The 16,861-nt window shown below is 41.0% G+C and carries 21 protein-coding genes; all 21 read left to right on the top strand.

The genetic code is table 11. The annotated features are described in order from the left end of the window. Positions 1 to 32: 32 nt before the first annotated feature. The 21 genes from EDD74_RS10495 to EDD74_RS10400 all read left to right on the top strand — a co-directional run bounded on the left by EDD74_RS10495 (position 33) and on the right by EDD74_RS10400 (position 16,775). A complete protein-coding gene (locus EDD74_RS10495; protein WP_116442430.1) occupies positions 33 to 1,478 on the top strand; it encodes a putative antirestriction adenine methyltransferase in 1,446 nt (481 codons plus the stop codon). Beyond that, a complete protein-coding gene (locus EDD74_RS10490) occupies positions 1,427 to 2,353 on the top strand; it encodes a ParB N-terminal domain-containing protein (protein ID WP_116442429.1) in 927 nt (308 codons plus the stop codon). The genes EDD74_RS10495 and EDD74_RS10490 overlap by 52 nt, the downstream gene beginning before the upstream one ends. A 9-nt stretch (positions 2,354 to 2,362) precedes the next feature. Continuing rightward, positions 2,363 to 2,830 carry a helix-turn-helix domain-containing protein gene (locus EDD74_RS10485; RefSeq protein ID WP_116442428.1) on the top strand — a complete coding sequence of 156 codons (468 nt, stop codon included), beginning with the start codon at positions 2,363 to 2,365 and terminating at the stop codon, positions 2,828 to 2,830. Further along, a complete protein-coding gene (locus tag EDD74_RS10480) occupies positions 2,814 to 4,199 on the top strand; it encodes a PBSX family phage terminase large subunit (RefSeq protein WP_116442427.1) in 1,386 nt (461 codons plus the stop codon). Before EDD74_RS10485 ends, EDD74_RS10480 begins: the two co-directional genes overlap by 17 nt. 8 nt (positions 4,200 to 4,207) lie before the next feature. After that, positions 4,208 to 5,656 (top strand): phage portal protein, encoded by a 1,449-nt coding sequence (locus EDD74_RS10475; RefSeq protein ID WP_116442426.1) that lies wholly within the window; start codon positions 4,208 to 4,210, stop codon positions 5,654 to 5,656. An 18-nt stretch (positions 5,657 to 5,674) separates the two neighbouring features. After that, the gene (locus EDD74_RS15130) at positions 5,675 to 5,875 is read left to right on the top strand and encodes a hypothetical protein (protein ID WP_165851630.1); all 201 of its coding nucleotides are present in this window, start codon (positions 5,675 to 5,677) and stop codon (positions 5,873 to 5,875) included. Positions 5,876 to 5,900: 25 nt separating this feature from the next. Next, positions 5,901 to 7,133: a phage minor capsid protein gene (locus tag EDD74_RS10470; RefSeq protein WP_165851629.1), complete on the top strand. Its 1,233-nt coding sequence runs from the start codon at positions 5,901 to 5,903 to the stop codon at positions 7,131 to 7,133. A gap of 13 nt (positions 7,134 to 7,146) precedes the next feature. Continuing rightward, positions 7,147 to 7,875, top strand: coding sequence for a DUF2829 domain-containing protein (locus EDD74_RS10465; protein ID WP_242990199.1), 729 nt, complete (start codon positions 7,147 to 7,149; stop codon positions 7,873 to 7,875). Between the two features lie 5 nt (positions 7,876 to 7,880). Then, complete coding sequence (locus tag EDD74_RS10460; RefSeq protein ID WP_116442424.1) at positions 7,881 to 8,222, top strand: hypothetical protein; 342 nt, start codon at positions 7,881 to 7,883, stop codon at positions 8,220 to 8,222. A gap of 326 nt (positions 8,223 to 8,548) precedes the next feature. Beyond that, positions 8,549 to 9,220, top strand: coding sequence for a phage scaffolding protein (locus tag EDD74_RS10455; RefSeq protein ID WP_116442423.1), 672 nt, complete (start codon positions 8,549 to 8,551; stop codon positions 9,218 to 9,220). Positions 9,221 to 9,236: 16 nt separating this feature from the next. Beyond that, positions 9,237 to 10,124 carry a capsid protein gene (locus tag EDD74_RS10450; protein ID WP_116442422.1) on the top strand — a complete coding sequence of 296 codons (888 nt, stop codon included), beginning with the start codon at positions 9,237 to 9,239 and terminating at the stop codon, positions 10,122 to 10,124. Positions 10,125 to 10,164: 40 nt separating this feature from the next. Further along, on the top strand, positions 10,165 to 10,503 hold the full coding sequence (locus EDD74_RS10445) for a hypothetical protein (protein WP_132038453.1): 339 nt from the start codon (positions 10,165 to 10,167) through the stop codon (positions 10,501 to 10,503). A gap of 10 nt (positions 10,504 to 10,513) precedes the next feature. Beyond that, entirely contained in the window at positions 10,514 to 10,699 is a 186-nt protein-coding gene (locus EDD74_RS10440) for a hypothetical protein (RefSeq protein ID WP_116442420.1), read from the top strand. 27 nt (positions 10,700 to 10,726) lie between these two features. Then, on the top strand, positions 10,727 to 11,116 hold the full coding sequence (locus EDD74_RS10435; protein ID WP_116442419.1) for a head-tail connector protein: 390 nt from the start codon (positions 10,727 to 10,729) through the stop codon (positions 11,114 to 11,116). Further along, a complete protein-coding gene (locus tag EDD74_RS10430) occupies positions 11,109 to 11,588 on the top strand; it encodes a hypothetical protein (RefSeq protein ID WP_116442418.1) in 480 nt (159 codons plus the stop codon). The genes EDD74_RS10435 and EDD74_RS10430 overlap by 8 nt, the downstream gene beginning before the upstream one ends. Further along, positions 11,589 to 11,966: a minor capsid protein gene (locus EDD74_RS10425; protein WP_116442417.1), complete on the top strand. Its 378-nt coding sequence runs from the start codon at positions 11,589 to 11,591 to the stop codon at positions 11,964 to 11,966. Positions 11,967 to 11,978: 12 nt separating this feature from the next. After that, positions 11,979 to 12,407, top strand: coding sequence for a hypothetical protein (locus EDD74_RS10420; RefSeq protein ID WP_116442416.1), 429 nt, complete (start codon positions 11,979 to 11,981; stop codon positions 12,405 to 12,407). 3 nt (positions 12,408 to 12,410) lie between these two features. Continuing rightward, on the top strand, positions 12,411 to 12,911 hold the full coding sequence (locus tag EDD74_RS10415) for a hypothetical protein (protein ID WP_116442415.1): 501 nt from the start codon (positions 12,411 to 12,413) through the stop codon (positions 12,909 to 12,911). 37 nt (positions 12,912 to 12,948) lie between these two features. Then, positions 12,949 to 13,356, top strand: coding sequence for a DUF6673 family protein (locus EDD74_RS10410; protein WP_116442414.1), 408 nt, complete (start codon positions 12,949 to 12,951; stop codon positions 13,354 to 13,356). Then, positions 13,356 to 13,973 (top strand): bacteriophage Gp15 family protein, encoded by a 618-nt coding sequence (locus EDD74_RS10405; protein WP_116442413.1) that lies wholly within the window; start codon positions 13,356 to 13,358, stop codon positions 13,971 to 13,973. Before EDD74_RS10410 ends, EDD74_RS10405 begins: the two co-directional genes overlap by 1 nt. Before the next feature lie 225 nt (positions 13,974 to 14,198). After that, positions 14,199 to 16,775, top strand: coding sequence for a phage tail tape measure protein (locus EDD74_RS10400; protein ID WP_116442412.1), 2,577 nt, complete (start codon positions 14,199 to 14,201; stop codon positions 16,773 to 16,775). The last annotated feature ends 86 nt before the right edge of the window (positions 16,776 to 16,861 follow it).

The raw sequence follows: 16,861 nt of genomic DNA, 5'->3' as shown, positions 1-16,861 counted from the left end.
TAAAACATACATAAAAGAAGGAGGGAAAGAAAATGGCGATGTTTCAGAATCCGGGGGCGTTCTTCTTGGGAACGCTGGTTCCATCGGAACAAAAGTTCTTGAAGGTGCTTCTAGAAAATGCCAGAAAGAACGGGTACACAAGATTTGTAGAGCCGTGCGCCGGTGCTTTTGCTATGTCACATTTGGCAATCCAGTCTGGATTTAAACCCGAAGAAGTAGAAGCCTCAGATGTATCTATGTTCACGTCTATCATGGGATATGCAGTCACCGGAAAACCGTTAGATGAATTGGAAATTCATGCAAAAGGATTCAGCGATGAAGAGTTACTAGATCCGGCAGTGGCAATGTATGCATGGAAATACCTCAGCACAGTAAAAAATGCTGGGAAAGAATACTTTTACAATTTCATGTTAGATTTAGCCACGAGAAAAGAGGAACACATTGCTGATATCAGAGAACAACTGGAACGGGCAAAGGGAATCTTGAACGGTATGAATTACAGAGCCTTGGATATGTGGAAGCATATGGACGAAGTTCTGAATGATGAACACTGTATTGTTATTGCGAATCCGCCGACATATGCCGCAGGATTTGAAAAGTATTATGATACCGGTGGAATGATGACATGGAAGGAGCCGGAGTATGGAATCTTTGACCCGAAGACAGGATTACAGGAGTTTATGGATTTATGCAAAGATGCAAAATGCCTTGTGCTTTGCTATGAAGAAAATGAACCAGGAAAGACAGCAGGAGAACCGGTATTTGCCAGATATGGAGTGCGAAGCGGGGTAAATGTATATTTGACTGCTAATCGACCAGAGGAAGCGACTGCATTGGCACACGGAAAGAAAATTGCAAGACCTGGGGAAAGCAAACTGAGCAGTCTGGAATGTAGTATGCTTCCGAGAGATTATGAAATTACAGAAAAGACAAAAGTACAGCTATGTCAGATCGAAAGAGCAGAGGCGCAGTATTATCGCCAGCTTTGGACGCACAATTTTGTGGGTTCTTCGGCACCGATCAATATTGCAGTTCTTATTGATGGGAAAATAGCAGGGGTATTTGGCGTGGATAAAGCAGCGCTTACAATGGGAGCATTTGGTACACAGGTATCAGATGCCGTTTTTCTTATGTATGGAATGACCGTTCCCCATAAGAAGTACAGGTTGGGAAGATTACTTACAATGCTGGCGCAGAACAAAGGCTTTATATTCAAAATCTGTACAGACTTGGAAAAAGAAAAAGTAGGACACTTGAAAACGGTTCAGATGACAAAATATCCGGAAGCAAAAGAAATGAGAGGGGTCATGAAACTGACCAAGAGAGTCCCTGATCCGAAGATGGGATTCAGACTAACTTACGAATCAGAACTGAAGGATAGAACAGAAAAAGAAACGCTTGCAGAATGGTTAAGGAGGGAAAATAAATGGCAGAAGGAAAGAGCGAAGGCCAAAGCAAAATCAGATACGAACAAATAGCTGATATGGGGTCTGGGCTGATTATTGCAAGAGTTCCTGCCGAGTGTATAAGGGAACAGGACATCAATGCCCGTATTATGAAGAATGAAATGCAAAGACAACTCACAGACAATATTAAGAAAAGAGGGCAGCTAGAGTCACTGCCTTTTTGTGCATTGACGGAGGATGGAAACAGAATTGAAATTATTTCAGGACATCACAGAATCCGTTCAGGAAAAGATGCTGGTATCAAAGAATTTTTTGTTATCTTAGATATCAGCGGTCTGAACCGGTCAAAAATCGTAGCAAAGCAGATTGCACATAATGCGATCAGCGGATTTGATGACCAATCTACGTTAAAAGAACTGGCAAAAATGCTGGAAGATGTAGATGATATGATAGAAAGTTATGCGGGAAAGGATATTCTGGAAGAACCAGAAGCAGAACTGGAAAAATATCTTTCACCGACAGTCAGTTTTGATTGGAAAAATTTGACGTTTACCTTCTTGCCACATCAGATAGCTGATTTGCAGAAGCTCATAGATGCATTGGAAAATACAAAACCGGACTTTCTTGGGGTTGCTGATATTGAGCAGTACAAGCCTTTCCTTGAAACGCTTACAAAATATCAGCAATTCGCAAACGTAAAGAATACCGGTGCAGCTATTCATGCAATGATTAAATGCACAGAGCAGATGTTTGAAGATATTGGATATACAGAGGACAGCGAATGGGTGCAGTTGACAAGTATCTTCGGAAGTAGTGCAGTTCCAGCAGAGGCGGCAGAGGTTATACAGGAGGCGGTTAAGAAAATGGCAGACGAAGGCGTAATTGGAACGAAAAATAAGTGGCAAGCCATTGAATACCTGGCTGCGGAATATCTGGCTGGCAAGTAGGCATAAAACATGGCAGCACCGTTGAAATATAACCAGGCATACCACGATGACTGGGCTTGGTCCTTAGCCATAAAAGGTGCTACCGATGTAGAAATAGCTGAAGCCTTCGGAATATCGGTCAGGACACTGAATAGATGGAAGAAGGACCATGATAGCTTTATGGTGGCATTGATGTCTGGCAAGGATCAGGCAGATGCCAAAGTGGAAAAAAAGCTGTATGAACGTGCTATTGGATACAAATACACAGAAAAAGAAACTGTAATGGAAATGGATTCTAATGGCAATAGGAAACCAGCAAAAGTACGGGTGGTTGAGAAAGAGTGCCCTCCTGACGTGTTGGCACAGATGTATTGGCTGAATAACAGAAAATCTGCACAGTATAAGCGAAATCCTGAGAACTTCATAGACAAATCTATTGTATATGAGATTGAAGACATGGACGAAGTGGAGGCGGAAATTTATGATAGTAAAGATTAAAAAATCCGACCTCAACAGGAAGAAAACAATTCTGTTTAATTTCGGTGAAGGACATAAGGAATATATTCGCAGATGCCGGGACTGTACATTCAATATTTTGGAAGGAGCTGTTCGTTCCGGAAAAACTGTAGATAATGTATTCGCCTTTGCTCAGGAACTGAAAACAACACCGGATAAAATTCATTTAGCAACTGGTTCCACGATGGGTAATGCAAAGTTGAATATTGGAGATGCGAATGGATTTGGTCTGGAATGGATATTCAGAGGACAGTGCAGATGGGGAAAATACAAAGACATGGAAGCTCTGTTGATTAGCGGACCATCTACGAATTTCAAGCAAAAAATTGTGATTTTTGCAGGAGCATCTTCATCTGACAGCTTTAAAAAGATTCGTGGTAACTCCTACGGTATGTGGATTGCTACGGAGATAAACTTACATCATGACAATACAATTAAAGAGGCGTTTAACCGACAGCTTGCAGCGAAGAATAGAAAAATCTTCTGGGATATGAACCCGGAACATCCGAAAGCACCGATTTATGAAAATTATCTTGATGTATATGAACGGAAGGCAAAAGAAGGAACTTTGAAGGGCGGATATAATTATGCGCACTTCACTATCTTTGATAATGCCAATATCACGAGGGAACGACTTGAGGAGATTGTAAGTCAGTATGATGAAAACAGCATTTGGTATGTCAGAGATATTCTTGGAAAGAGAAGTATTGCAGAAGGTCTTGTGTATACACAATTTGCTTCCTTGGCAGCGATGGAAAATAATCCGATGAAAATAAGCATTGCAGAAGCACAGGAAATGATGAAGAAGGGAGAACTTCTTGGCATAACGATAGGGGTTGACTTTGGAGGTAACGGATCCGGTCATTCTTTTGTAGCATCAGCACCTACGGTTGGATATGGGAAGCTGGTTGCTTTACTGTCGGAATTGCATAAAGAGGAGCTTGATCCGGATGCTTTGGCAAAAGTATTTATAGCCTTTGTGAAGAAGGTTATTTCTTTGTTCGGAAGTATCAGTAAGATTTATTGTGATTCTGCCGAACAGGTTCTCATTCGTGGATTAAGAAAAGCTATGGCAAAGGCTGAAATGGGAGATATAAAAGTCGGAAATGCAAAGAAAGATCGTATCAATGACCGTATTTTCTGCTTTACTTCTCTAGTAGCACAGGGCAGGTTTGCATATACAGAAATGTGTGAAACGCTTGAGGACGCTCTTAGTATGGCAGTGTGGAAACCAAACACTGTAGAACTGGAACGTTTGGACGATGGCACATCGGATATTGATACACTGGACGGGTTTGAATACAGCTATGAACGAGATATTAAGAAATATATCAAAACACAGGCAGGGTAGGTGAGAATGTGAGATTTGGCATCAAAAATTTTATACGAAAGTGGGTGAGAAAATTGCTGCCGAGAAACAGCATTGAAAAAGAATTAAAAGTGCAGATTGCTATATCCGGTGTTATGGATAATGCAATTCAGCTTTGGAAAGATATGTATGAAAATCATCCACCATGGGAAGGCAAGGATGGAACCCTCTGCACAAACCTTCCGGCTACAATCGCAGAAGAGATGTCCCGATTGGTATTAACAGAATTTGAATTGTCCACAACCGGAAGCCAGCTGGCAGACTTTATCAACACTCAGTTGGAAAGAGAGTTGACAGATTTGGATATTCATGTAGAACGCTATTGTGCAAAAGGCGGGATTGTGATGAAACCCTATGTATCGGTTGGACCAACAGGCTTGCCAGAAAAAATAGAAATAGATTTTGTAGAAGCAGATCATTTCTACCCGACAGCTTATAACAGCAAGGGTGAGATTATGTCTGCTGTTTTTTTACAGCATAAGCGCATGGGAGATTTCCTGTATACGAGATTGGAATACCATGAATTTACTGGGAACAGCATTACCATTGTGAATCGGGCATACCGTTCTGAGAAAATTTCTTCCTACAATGACAGCGAAGAACCGATTATAAATTATCCTTTTGATGAAGAAGTTCCTTTAGCAGAGGTTGAGGAATGGGCTGGACTTTCAGAAACACCAGTAACAATCAACAATGTGGAGAAGCCGCTTTTTGTCTATATTAAAACAGCAAAGAGCAATAACATTGATAATAGCTCTCCGCTTGGAGTATCTGTCTACTCTAAGGCTGTGGAACTTATCCATGAAGCGGATAGAATGATGGGGCAGATTGTATGGGAATACGATGCAAAAGAAGCAGCGGTTCATCTGTCAGAGGAATTCTTAAAAACAGACAAGAAAGGTAAACCAATTCTTCCGGAAGGGCATGAAAGACTGTACAGGTCGTTTGATGAAGCAAAGGATAAAACAGTATTTGATATTTATAATCCAGATATTCGAGATGATCCAATGTTCAATGGGCTAAATAAGTTCCTGAAAAGAATTGAATGGAATGTAGGGTTTGCGTATGGTACAATCTCTGATCCGAATGAACTGGAGAAAACAGCAGAGGAGATCCGCACATCAAAGCAACGCTCTTACCGGACGGTGAGCCGATTACAGAAAGCATGGGAGAAAGGATTCCGGCATCTCATTGATTCTATGGTAGTGTTGAACAGCCTGTATAATATGGCTCCTACTGGGGCTGTAGAGGTGAACTGCACCTGGGGCGATAGTGTATTGGAAGATACTGACAAAGAGTATCAGAGAAGATGGACTATGGTTGTAGCAGGTAAGTTGAAACCAGAAAAATTTATTGCCTGGTATTTTGGCTGCACGGAGGAAGAAGCAAAAGACTATATGCCAGAAGTTCTTCCAGATGAATTTCCAGAAGAAGAGTAGGAGGGAGGAACAGATATAATGCATAAAGTGGAAATTAATGAACTAGGTGTTTGCCTGGATGGGAAGCCGCTTGAAAGTGTAAAGTCCTACAGTCTTGCACAAAAGGAAACAGAAAATGTTGCGAACTTACTCCTAGAACTGGATGTTACTATTTTATCTAATGCAAGAAATACCGGTTTTAGTAATGGCGGAAAAGAGGATAAGGCTAAAATACAATGACAGAAACAATCAAGGAGGTGTAGCCATGCTGACACCTGAATATCTCACCGCATTCTCAAATGGGTATCTCGGCATGGTAGACAACCTCAATGAGCAGATTGTAAGGGATATTGCAAGAAGAATGGTAAAGGCAGGAAAAGTTACAGATACAGCCAAATGGCAGATTAAGCAAGCACAGGAATCCGGAAAGTTGCTAAATGATATTGTAAAAGAAGTTGGCAAGTTTTCTGGGTTCTCTGATAAAGAGATACTTGAAATGTTTAAGGATGCAGGGATTACCAGTATACGAAATGATGGGAAACCTTTGCTGGATGCAGGGGTCATCTCTGAAGTGAATTTATCACAGAGAATGCAGGAATTACTTCTTGCAAATGCCAAGAAAACATCAGGAGACGTGAACAATCTTACACTGACAACAGCAGCAAAAAGTCAAGAACTTTATATCCAGTCACTTAATGAAGCATTGCTCAAAGTACAGAGCGGTGCTTTTTCTTATCAGGAAGCATTGAAGCAGGCAATCAGAAGCGCTGCTATGATGGGAAGTAAAGTCCTATACAGTTCCGGCTCTCAGATGTCTTTAGAATCTGCCATGAGGATGGCACTACTTACAGGAATCAATCAGACAGCAGCTGTGCTTACAGAAATGTATGCCTCAGATATGGGAGCTGAATATTATGAAACCACGGCGCATCCTGGTGCAAGATTGGAACATACTGTTTGGCAAGGACAGGTATTCAAGATTGAAGGAGAAGGGAATGGATACAGGAACTTTTACGAAGCAACTGGATATGGGACAGTAACGGGGCTATGTGGAGCAAATTGCAGACATAGTTTTTTTCCATTCTGGCCGGGAATATCAAAACCAGCATATACGCAAGAAATGCTGAACGGATATACAGAAGCGAAGTATAAATTTAATGGAGATTGGCTGACGGAATATGAATGTAGCCAGATTATGCGCAGACAAGAAAGGCAGATCAGGGAAATTAAGAGAGTTCTTGCCGCCTATGATTCTGCAATGAAAAGTGCAACTGATGCAGAAACGGAGAATTTTTTGAAAGAAGAATTTCAGAAAGAATCCGTAAAGCTGAAAAATAAAGAGAAAAAATTAAAGGATTTCTGTTCTGAAACCGGACATCGGCTTGATACATCAAGAACACAGGTATATGCGGTAAAGGATCAGAATGGAAATATTGTCAATTATGGACGTTCTACCAGTATGAAAGCGGTATGGGCGAATAGAAAAGCGAAGAAGTAGGAGGAAAAATCTTATGAAGAAAACAGAACTTATGGAAAGATATGAAGATGCTAAAAAATGTGGAGAAGAGATTACAGGGATTGTCTTGATTATCCATATGCCGACTGGAGAGCAGGAAACAATTATAAATCCAAATATTGAGGAAAAGATGAACTACATTGACAGAACTTACAATGACGATTTGGTTCACTGCAACTGTAAAGATATTTACATCGAAGATGTTGCCTTTTGCGTTGGAGGAGAGCCAGGAATGATGTTTCCAGAAGCATATGAGTTAATGAAAGAAGGAGCAAAAGTAAAACTTCCTTCCTGGGGCGGCTACTGGTATTGGGATAATGACAAGAAAACTATCATGATGCATACGAAAGATGGAGAAGAACTGGATATCCGCCAGACAGATCGACCAGAATATACATTTGATAATATTTGCTCTGGAGATTGGGTTATTGCAGACGAAGAGAATTGTCCGGAACTTGGTGGCGAGGCTCTGTTTTCATTTGCAGAAGCAATCAAATATTTGAAGCGTGGAATGAAAGTTGCACGTAAAGGGTGGAATGGAAAGAAGCAGTACATTCAGCTTGCAACTGGAATTTCTTACACATTTGAAGGAAAAGTTGTAAATTGCAATCATGAGGCCATTGGAAACAAAGCAATCGCATTTGTCGGAACTTCCGGTGTTCAGATGGGATGGCTGGCATCTCAGGCAGATATGCTTGCAGAAGATTGGGTTTTTGCGGAGTAACTGCTATGAAATATCGTCAGAAGCCAATAGAAGTCGATGCTTTCCAGTTTACGAAAGATTCAGAAGTGTATGCACCGGAATGGTTCTCTGATGCAGTTAAAAGAGAAGATATATTTATCGACAGGTCTATCGTAGATGGCACTGTCAATGTATATGGGTGCAGCATAAAGAAAGTTGGAGGATGGAACAGGGCAAGAATTGGAGATTTTATCATTCAAGAACCAACAGGAGATATTGTATCGTGCAATTCAGATGTTTTTTGCAGAACATATCAGCACATAGACGGAAGGGAGGTGGAGAATGTGAGTTGTAAAGGTAATAGTAACAAGAAGGGCAGGAGAAAGTGAGAGGAGGTGATCCTGCATCTCCCACCCTGAGGGTTAGAAGGGAAGCTGATTTAAGGGATTTTATCCTTTAGGCAATAATTTCTACCTATAAACCTTTAAAATGGCACCCAGAGGCTATCAGAGGCTTATACGGTAGCAACAAAACAATGATTTATACGCAGGTGGTTCTTTCTGTTTTGGAAAAGACCACCTGTTGCATTTTGTCCTGAGTATGACGTTTAAACTATTCCTTCCCTAGCGTGCCGGGATATAAATGCACGATAGCAGAGCCGGAGTGAACCGGAGTATAAACGAAATCAGCGAAGAAAATAAAGGAGGTAGGCAAAATGGCTTACGAATTTTTAAAGAAATTATTTGGCAATCAGAAAGACGGAGAAGAACCAAAGGCTATGACATATGCAGAATTGGAAGCTGCGATTGATGCAGATAAGAAAATTCAGGTTGTAGATTTGAAAGCTGGCGGTTATGTGGCAAAAGAAAAGCTGGATGCCAAAATTACAGAATTGGACGGAGTGAAACAGCAGCTCACAGATGCGAATGATGAGATTCAGTCTTACAAAGATATGGATATTGATGGTATTAAACAGAAAGCAGCCGACTGGGAGCAGAAGTACAATTCAGAAACTCAGAAGCTCAATGATAAGCTGATAAAGCAGGAGAGAGAACACCAGATGGATCGTTATCTTGATACCGTAGGGCTTAAATCCGGTGCTATGTACAGGGATTATGTCAGAAGAGCTTTAGAGGAAAAAGAGTTAAAGCTGGAAGATGGAAAATTCTTAGGTGCAGACGATGTAATGAAAGAGTTGAGAGAAAACCCTGATTATAAAGATGCGTTTGTTGTAGAAGAACCAAATCCTACAGGGAATGAAGGCGGTACTGGTACAGAACCAAACGTTGGAGCACCATATTTTTCAGCTGGAACTAACTCACAGACACAGGAGCCAAAAAGCTCAACATTTAACTTCGGCTTTTCCGGAGTAAGAAAACACGAATAATTAGGAGGATATAGAAATGGCAGCATTAAACTATGCAAAAGAATATCAGAGAGAATTAGAGCAGAATTTCCCGTACGTGCTTTACTTTGGGGCATTGTACAACACACCAAACAACGGTAGATACAGATGGTTGAATGGGAAAACAATTGAAATCCCAACAATTTCCGTTACAGGACGAGTAGATGCAACAAGAGATACAATCGCAACTGCATCTAGAAACTACAACAACTCTTGGACTCCATTAACTCTTGAAAATGAGAGAAAGTGGTCTACATTGGTACACCCAAGAGATGTACAGGAGACAAACCAGGTAGCAACTATTGCTAATATCACAAGAGTATTCAATGAGGAACAGAAATTCCCTGAGATGGATGCTTATACAATCTCCAAGATCTACTCTGACTGGACAACAGCTGGCGAGTCCGCAGATACTACAGCTTTAACAGCTGAAAATATCCTGTCCATTTATGACAAGATGCTTGAAAAGATGGCCGAGGGAAGAGTTCCTAAAATGGGGCTTGTACTCTATGTAACACCAGCAACAAACACATTGATTAAAAATGCACAGGGCATTTACAGAACATTGGATGTAGGAAAACAGAACCAGCTTTCTAGAGCTATTACATCCCTTGATGAAGTGGAAATCGTAGAAGTACCATCTGAATTGATGAAAACAGTGTACGAGTTCACTTCTGGATGGAAAGCTGGCGGATCTGCTAAACAGATTCATATGTGCTTGATTAACCCACTTGCGGTAATCACACCTGTATCTTATGAGTTTGCGAAGCTGGACCCACCATCTGCGTTGTCAGAAGGTAAATATGTTTACTACGAGGAATCTCACGAAGATGTTTTCGTTTTGAAAAACAAAGTGAAAGCTATTCAGATGGCTGTACAGGCCTAAAAATAAAATCACTGCCCTGCTTTAAGTGCGGGGCAGAATTATGAAAGGAGAGATAAGAATGAGTTATTTCGCACAGAAAAAGAATAGAATTATTGCGATTGCTGAGGAAAAAGCACTCGAATATTCTGAAATGGGCTACACAGTAACCGACAAGAATGGAGATGTTATCTGTGAAGCGACAGTAACATCTGTACAGGATGCCAAAAAGAAAATCGAGGAGCTTAATAAGGAGTTGAAAGAAGCGAAGGAGTACGGCGAAAATGCCGATGCAAAGATCGCACAGCTCAAAGAAGAAAATGCTGAGTTGAAAGAGCAGCTTAAAAATGCTAAGAAATCAAGAGGGAAAACCACCGCAACAGCAACAGCTGATGCAGAATAGGAGGTAAACCATGTATATTGCTGAGAAAGATGGCATGACCTGTAGAATCCCGGAATCAAAGAAGCGTGATTATGAATTCATGGGATATACATGCAAAAAAATCGGTGGGAAGGAAGATTCTGAAAAGCCGGTAAGAGCGCAGAAAGCTTCTAAGAGCCTAAAGGCAGATAAAACGGAAGAGCCGTCTGCGGAATAATATAATTATCATAGTGGAGGTGGCAACGTGTTCATAGAAGACAAAAGAAGTCCGTATGTGGATTTCAATTACTATAAAAGCTCATATCACGGTGACAAGTTGACGGCTACAAACTTTGAAACTGCAGAACGACAGGCAGAAGCTTATCTTCATGCAATAACTTTTGGGCGAGTGAGAAAACTGGAAGAAATACCAGTATGCGTAAAAAATGCTATCTGCGATATGGCTGAGGTAGTTAATAGAAGAGAAGAGGAGAAGAGCAACACAGTATCTTCTGAATCTAATGACGGCTACAGCGTTACATACGTTGCTGCTACAAAGGAAGATGATTACAAGAAAGAGCTTTTAGCAAAAGCGAAAATGTGGTTAAGCGGTACAGGGCTCATGTACAAAGGTTGGTCTGAGAAATATGATTGATAACGCAGATATCACAATAATCAACAAAGTAGTTGGGGCCGACAGAAGAGAAAAGTTTGTTCCGACTATGATATCCGGAGCTTGCTGGTATGATGTGCGGTCTATGAGCCAGGCCGAGATGCAAAGAGAAGGTAGTGCTAGGGTAGTAATTAGAATTCCTTTTAATGCCACGATTGAAGGTGGAAAGATATATCTTCCGGAAGAAGAATTTAAAAGAGTTTCAGCCGATGATCTGGGAAAATACTGGACAATCCAAAAAAACGCTTATGTGTTAAGGCGACATATTGTACAAGCTGACAATTGGTTGTTCGACCCGTTCAGCTTCCGGTATGGAAAGATAACAGAACTACTCCCAGAAGAACTGAATCGGTTGAGGAGCGAGGATGAAGATTTCTTTACGATAGTAGAGTATGCAGATAACACACAAAGAGGATCTAATCGTTCCAAACATTGGAGAATAGGAGGTGCCTAAATGAGTAGGGCAAAAATCACCACACCGAGAGGTGCTGTTTTCCAAACGGATAATGGAAAAGCAAAGCTTGAATGGAATCCTAACTTTTCTAGAAGCAGAAACGAAAGTTTTGACCGGAAGCAAAAGTTTGTTGATTCCGAGGTCCTTAGAAGATGCAGCCCAAGAGTTCCGTTCCAAACCGGTATGCTCGATAAATCAGGAAAACTAGGGACCGAGATAGGAAGTGGAGAAGTAAAGTATATTGCTCCGTATTCAGCCTATCAATATTACGGTACTGCAGAATCGAGACCGTATGACGGAAATAGAGGGGCAAAATGGTTTGAACGTATGAAAACCGAAGAAAAGAAAGATATCCTAAATGGAGCAAAAAAGATTTAAGGAGTGAGAAATATGCAACCTGAATCTGTTATACAGGCGGTAACCGACTATTTTATGAAATGTCCATTGCTTAAAGATGGAGTATTCAGAGTAGATGCTCTCGGAACCAACGGTATTGAATATGTTATCGAAACCGGATCCTTTGACCCGATTATTCAAACTTATATAGACGGAAGTTCTATTCGACAATATCAATTCAGCTTTGGCTCTAGAGAATACTACGATATGGATAGGATTCAAAACATACAGAACAGTACGTTCTATGAGCAGTTTGCTGAGTGGATTGAAGAACAAAATAGAAATGGAAATCTGCCAAAACTTCCAGAAGGGATGCATGCTAATGAGTTGGAAGTGCTTTCCCCTGGATATATATTTGACATTACAACAAAGTACGCAAGGTATCAATTGCCATTGCGTCTTATTTATTTTAAGGAGGTATAACAAATGGCGACAAAAAAAGGTGCAATTCAAAGACATGAAATTGCTGATTATCTCAATGTAGCAACTACGAGTGAAGCGAAATGGGCGCTTATGGGATATGGATTCACCACATTAGACGAAGAGTTTGGCGCAGAGTCGGAATCTGCGAAGTACATCAACGAAGCGAGCGAGTCTTCTAGTGTTGTATCGTACAAATCAGTGTTCCCATTCACTACGCATTTGATTCCTGATGAAGAGGCTGTTAACGCACTCTACACAGTAGGGCGAGATCACCTCACAGGAGAGGATGCTGAGTTCGAATATGTTCGTGTAGAACTTTGGAACAAGAAGGAAGCTGACAAATATGCAGCTAGAAAGTTTACAGTATCGGCTGAGGTGTCATCCATGTCTGGTGAGAAAAAGCAGGAGTTGAGTGGAAATCTTAATGCTGTTGGCGACCCTGTGGATGGTACTTTCGACATCAAAGCCAAAAAATTTGAGGTAGCTGTTCAGTCACCGGTTTAAAAAAGAAAAATAACGAAAAATAGTGGAGGTAAAAAAGATGAGTAAAATGGAATTTAACGGAGTGGAACTTGAATTAGATCTTCTTGATGCAGATGTGATGGAAGAATATGATAAAAATATCAACAAAATTGTTGATGATGTGAAAGAGCCTACACAGTACGAAGGGAAAAGCGTAGCCGACCAAATGAGAATCCAGTGCGGACACGTAAAAAGATTTTTCGACACAACATTTGGTGAAGGCACAGCAGAAAAGCTGTTCGGTGAAAAGAACAACTTAGGAGATTGCTTAGAAGCTTTCGGAATCGCATCCGATTTAGCTAAGAAAGAGAATGAAAAAACAAGAGAAATCATGAACAAATATACTCCTGATAGAGTCCAGAATAGGGCTGAAAGAAGAGCGAAAAATAAAAAGAAGCATAACAAGGTTACCGCATACCATTGTTAATGAATATTTTACTTGATTTGCTTCCTGAAACAGTAGAAATCGGAGGTGTGGAATATCCAATAAATACGGATTTTCGCATCTCCGTTTTATTTGAGCTTATGATGCAGGACAATACCATATCTGACGAAGATAAAATACTGGAAGCAATAAACCTATACTATCCGCAGACACCGGATCCGGAATATTTAGACGAAGCTGTTGAGAAACTAATTTGGTTTTATAGGTGCGGTAACCAAGATAAAACAAAGAAAAGAAAGTCTGAAGCTGATGAAGATAACACAGAAGAAGAAAAGCTCGTGTATTCCTTTGAGCATGATGACCGGTATATATATGCTGCGTTCGTGTCGGAATACGGTATTGACCTACAAGACATAGAGGACTTGCACTGGTGGAAATTCAGAGCCTTGCTCACATCGTTAAGTGATGAGTGCGAATTTAAAAAGATAATGGGCTATCGGAGTGTAACCATAACGAGCACTATGTCTCCTGAACAACGTTCGTTCTACGAAAAAATGAAAAGAATACACGCCCTCCCTATGTCTGAGGCAGAACAAGATAAATACGACAGAATCACACAAGCGCTTATGGGCGATGGAGATTTGGAAGGATTGCTATAGCGGGAGTTTTATGAAAGAAGAGAAAAGAGTAACATGCCCTATTTGCGGATATCGGATGCCGATATCGTTCACGGAAGATGCCGAATGTAGTGGTGTATACGTTCTGTGTAAAGGGCGCAAATGTAAAAATGTTATTGAAATAAAAATAAAAAAAGGACAACAGATTAAGTAGAGCCATCATGTGCCGATAATCAATTTTTGCCCCGAAAAGAGGTGAAAAAATAATTGGGCTATGATGGAACATTAAAATTTGATACGTCCATTGTTACTGAAGGGTTCCAAAGTGGGATATCTAAAATCAGTAGCATAGCTGGAAAAGGATTGAAAGCAACAGGGGCGATTATAGCTGGTGCTGGTACAGCGATAGTCGGTCTTGGAACAGCAGCTATTAAAGTCGGAGCGGATTTCGAATCCGGCATGAGCAAAGTGAAAGCTATCTCCAATGCGTCCGGAGAAGAGATGGCGAAGCTCACAGAAAAAGCAAAAGAAATGGGCGCAAAAACAAAATTCTCTGCCGGCGAGAGTGCCGAAGCGTTCCAATACATGGCTATGGCCGGATGGAAGACGGCTGATATGCTAGACGGTATAGAAGGTATTATGAACCTTGCCGCAGCATCTGGGGAGAATTTGGCTACGACATCCGATATTGTAACAGATGCATTAACAGCGTTTGGAATGTCAGCTTCGGATTCCGGAAGGTTTGCCGATGTATTAGCCGCAGCTTCTAGTAATGCAAATACTAACGTTGCCATGATGGGAGAAACATTCAAATATGTTGCCCCTGTTGCTGGTGCGTTAGGATTTTCAGCTGAGGATTGCGCTACAGCTATTGGACTTATGGCCAATAGTGGTATTAAAGCAGGACAAGCTGGAACATCACTAAGGGCTATTATGACAAGGATGGCCAAGCCTACAAAAGAAGTTCAGGCGGCTATGGACGAACTTGGAATATCCATTACAAACAGTGATGGAAGCATGAAAGACTTGAACAGCATCATGCGAGATCTGAGAAAAGGCTTCAATGGTCTAACTCAGGAACAGAAAGCTCAAATGGCTGCAGCTATCGGTGGACAGGAAGCTATGTCTGGACTCCTAGCTATCGTTGGTGCATCTGATGAAGATTTTGAGAAGCTCACAGAATCTATCTACAATTCAGATGGAGCTGCACAGAGAATGGCTGAAACAATGATGGACAACCTTCCTGGTGCTATCGAACAAGCCGGGGGAGCGTTGGAAACATTAGGGCTTACCTTCTATGAGCACGTACAAGAGCCTGCGAAAGATGTGGTTAAGACAGTCACAGAAATGATTGACGAAATGAATACGTCTTTCACAGAAAATGGATTTGAGGGGTTAGTTCAGAGTTTTGGAGAGAACCTTGCTAAGCTGTCCCAAATGGCTATGGAGTCTGCACCAAAGCTAGTCGAATCAGCTACAAATCTAGTGACATCATTTATTGATGGAATTAGAGCGCATGCATCCGAATTTTCAGAAGCTGGTGTTGAACTTATAACATCACTCGCTATTGGTTTTTTGTCATGCACGGCAGAAATTTGGTCTGCTGCGATTACCATAGCAACACAAATCGTAGAAGGGCTCGCTCAAAACGCCCCTATGATTGTACAGGCCGGAATAGATTGCGTTTCAAAATTAGCAGAAGCAATCATATCTAGTGCACCAACATTACTAGAGTCCGGAGTTAAAATTGTGTTTGCCCTTGTACAAGGGATAGCACAGCAAGTGCCAGCTATATTCCAGGCCGGAATAGATTTGCTAGGAAATTTAGCGAATGGAATCAGAGAAAATCTTCCTAATTTGATACCTGTAGCAATGGAAGCTCTGATGAATTTTTCTGGTACTTTAAGAGAAAATGTCGGTCAGTTAGTAGATGCCGGGCTTGATCTTATTATGGCATTAGCTGACTCGTTGATTGATAATATACCGGTATTTATTGAAACAGTGCCGACCATTATCACAAACCTTGCCGGAATCATTAACGACAATGCACCTAAATTACTTGGATGCGGAATAGAGTTACTTGCAAAACTGGCAATGGGGCTGATTGAAGCAATCCCTACGTTGATTGCAAACATCCCGCAGATCATACAGGCTATTGTGTCTGCATTTTTCGCATTTAACTGGGTGAGTATCGGCTCTAAGATTATTACATTCATAAAAGATGGTATAACAAGCCTTGCATCTGCTATACCTGATGCGATAAAAAATATCGGTACAACCGCAAGAGATTTCCTTCATGGAATTGATTGGCATAACTTAGGTGCAAATATCATTAACTTTATCGTTAATGGAATTCAGTCGCTAGTTACATCCATTCCAACTCTTCTTCAAAGCATAGGAACAACCGCTGTAGAGTGGTTCAAGGGAATAGACTGGGTTGATCTTGGAATCAATCTCGTAGAGGGAATTATTGGCGGAATCACAGGAGCACTTGATGGACTGTGGACCACCGTAGGAAATCTTTGCACGGGTTTGCTGGATAAAATCAAGGGATTTTTCGGAATTCATTCGCCATCTACAGTCATGGAGGAACAAGGAAACTTCATGGTTGAAGGTGTAATACTTGGACTGCAAGACCTGCCTTCTAAGGCTGCCGAGTTGTTCGAACAAACATTACAAAGAGCTATTCAATGGGGAACTAACATGGTCTCCAATTGCAAAAAAGCTGCTAGTGATACACTTTCGAATGTATGTAGCTTTATTAGTCAGCTACCAGGAAAGATTGCTGGATTCCTTACAAATGCTTTGAATAATGCCAGAACGTGGGGAAGTAACCTAGTATAACGAATATTAAATAATTGCTATATCAAACGGATGCCGCTTCCTCTTCACTGATTTCATCCATTTTATATTTCCAGTGATAAATCACA

This window comes from Faecalimonas umbilicata, assembly GCF_004346095.1.
Taxonomy (GTDB): domain Bacteria; phylum Bacillota; class Clostridia; order Lachnospirales; family Lachnospiraceae; genus Faecalimonas; species Faecalimonas umbilicata.
Note: the sequence above shows the minus strand (reverse complement) of the source record. Positions and strands in the feature narration are given on the sequence as shown.

Coding starts and splice junctions, on each gene's coding strand:
- EDD74_RS10455 (WP_116442423.1), top strand. CDS start 8,549: ATGGCTTACGAATTTTTAAAGAAATTATTTGGCAATCAGAAAGACGGA.
- EDD74_RS10415 (WP_116442415.1), top strand. CDS start 12,411: ATGGCGACAAAAAAAGGTGCAATTCAAAGACATGAAATTGCTGATTAT.
- EDD74_RS10425 (WP_116442417.1), top strand. CDS start 11,589: ATGAGTAGGGCAAAAATCACCACACCGAGAGGTGCTGTTTTCCAAACG.
- EDD74_RS10450 (WP_116442422.1), top strand. CDS start 9,237: ATGGCAGCATTAAACTATGCAAAAGAATATCAGAGAGAATTAGAGCAG.
- EDD74_RS10495 (WP_116442430.1), top strand. CDS start 33: ATGGCGATGTTTCAGAATCCGGGGGCGTTCTTCTTGGGAACGCTGGTT.
- EDD74_RS10460 (WP_116442424.1), top strand. CDS start 7,881: ATGAAATATCGTCAGAAGCCAATAGAAGTCGATGCTTTCCAGTTTACG.
- EDD74_RS10430 (WP_116442418.1), top strand. CDS start 11,109: ATGATTGATAACGCAGATATCACAATAATCAACAAAGTAGTTGGGGCC.
- EDD74_RS10485 (WP_116442428.1), top strand. CDS start 2,363: ATGGCAGCACCGTTGAAATATAACCAGGCATACCACGATGACTGGGCT.
- EDD74_RS10465 (WP_242990199.1), top strand. CDS start 7,147: ATGAAGAAAACAGAACTTATGGAAAGATATGAAGATGCTAAAAAATGT.
- EDD74_RS10440 (WP_116442420.1), top strand. CDS start 10,514: ATGTATATTGCTGAGAAAGATGGCATGACCTGTAGAATCCCGGAATCA.
- EDD74_RS10445 (WP_132038453.1), top strand. CDS start 10,165: ATGAAAGGAGAGATAAGAATGAGTTATTTCGCACAGAAAAAGAATAGA.
- EDD74_RS15130 (WP_165851630.1), top strand. CDS start 5,675: ATGCATAAAGTGGAAATTAATGAACTAGGTGTTTGCCTGGATGGGAAG.
- EDD74_RS10490 (WP_116442429.1), top strand. CDS start 1,427: ATGGCAGAAGGAAAGAGCGAAGGCCAAAGCAAAATCAGATACGAACAA.
- EDD74_RS10420 (WP_116442416.1), top strand. CDS start 11,979: ATGCAACCTGAATCTGTTATACAGGCGGTAACCGACTATTTTATGAAA.
- EDD74_RS10410 (WP_116442414.1), top strand. CDS start 12,949: ATGAGTAAAATGGAATTTAACGGAGTGGAACTTGAATTAGATCTTCTT.
- EDD74_RS10405 (WP_116442413.1), top strand. CDS start 13,356: ATGAATATTTTACTTGATTTGCTTCCTGAAACAGTAGAAATCGGAGGT.
- EDD74_RS10470 (WP_165851629.1), top strand. CDS start 5,901: ATGCTGACACCTGAATATCTCACCGCATTCTCAAATGGGTATCTCGGC.
- EDD74_RS10480 (WP_116442427.1), top strand. CDS start 2,814: ATGATAGTAAAGATTAAAAAATCCGACCTCAACAGGAAGAAAACAATT.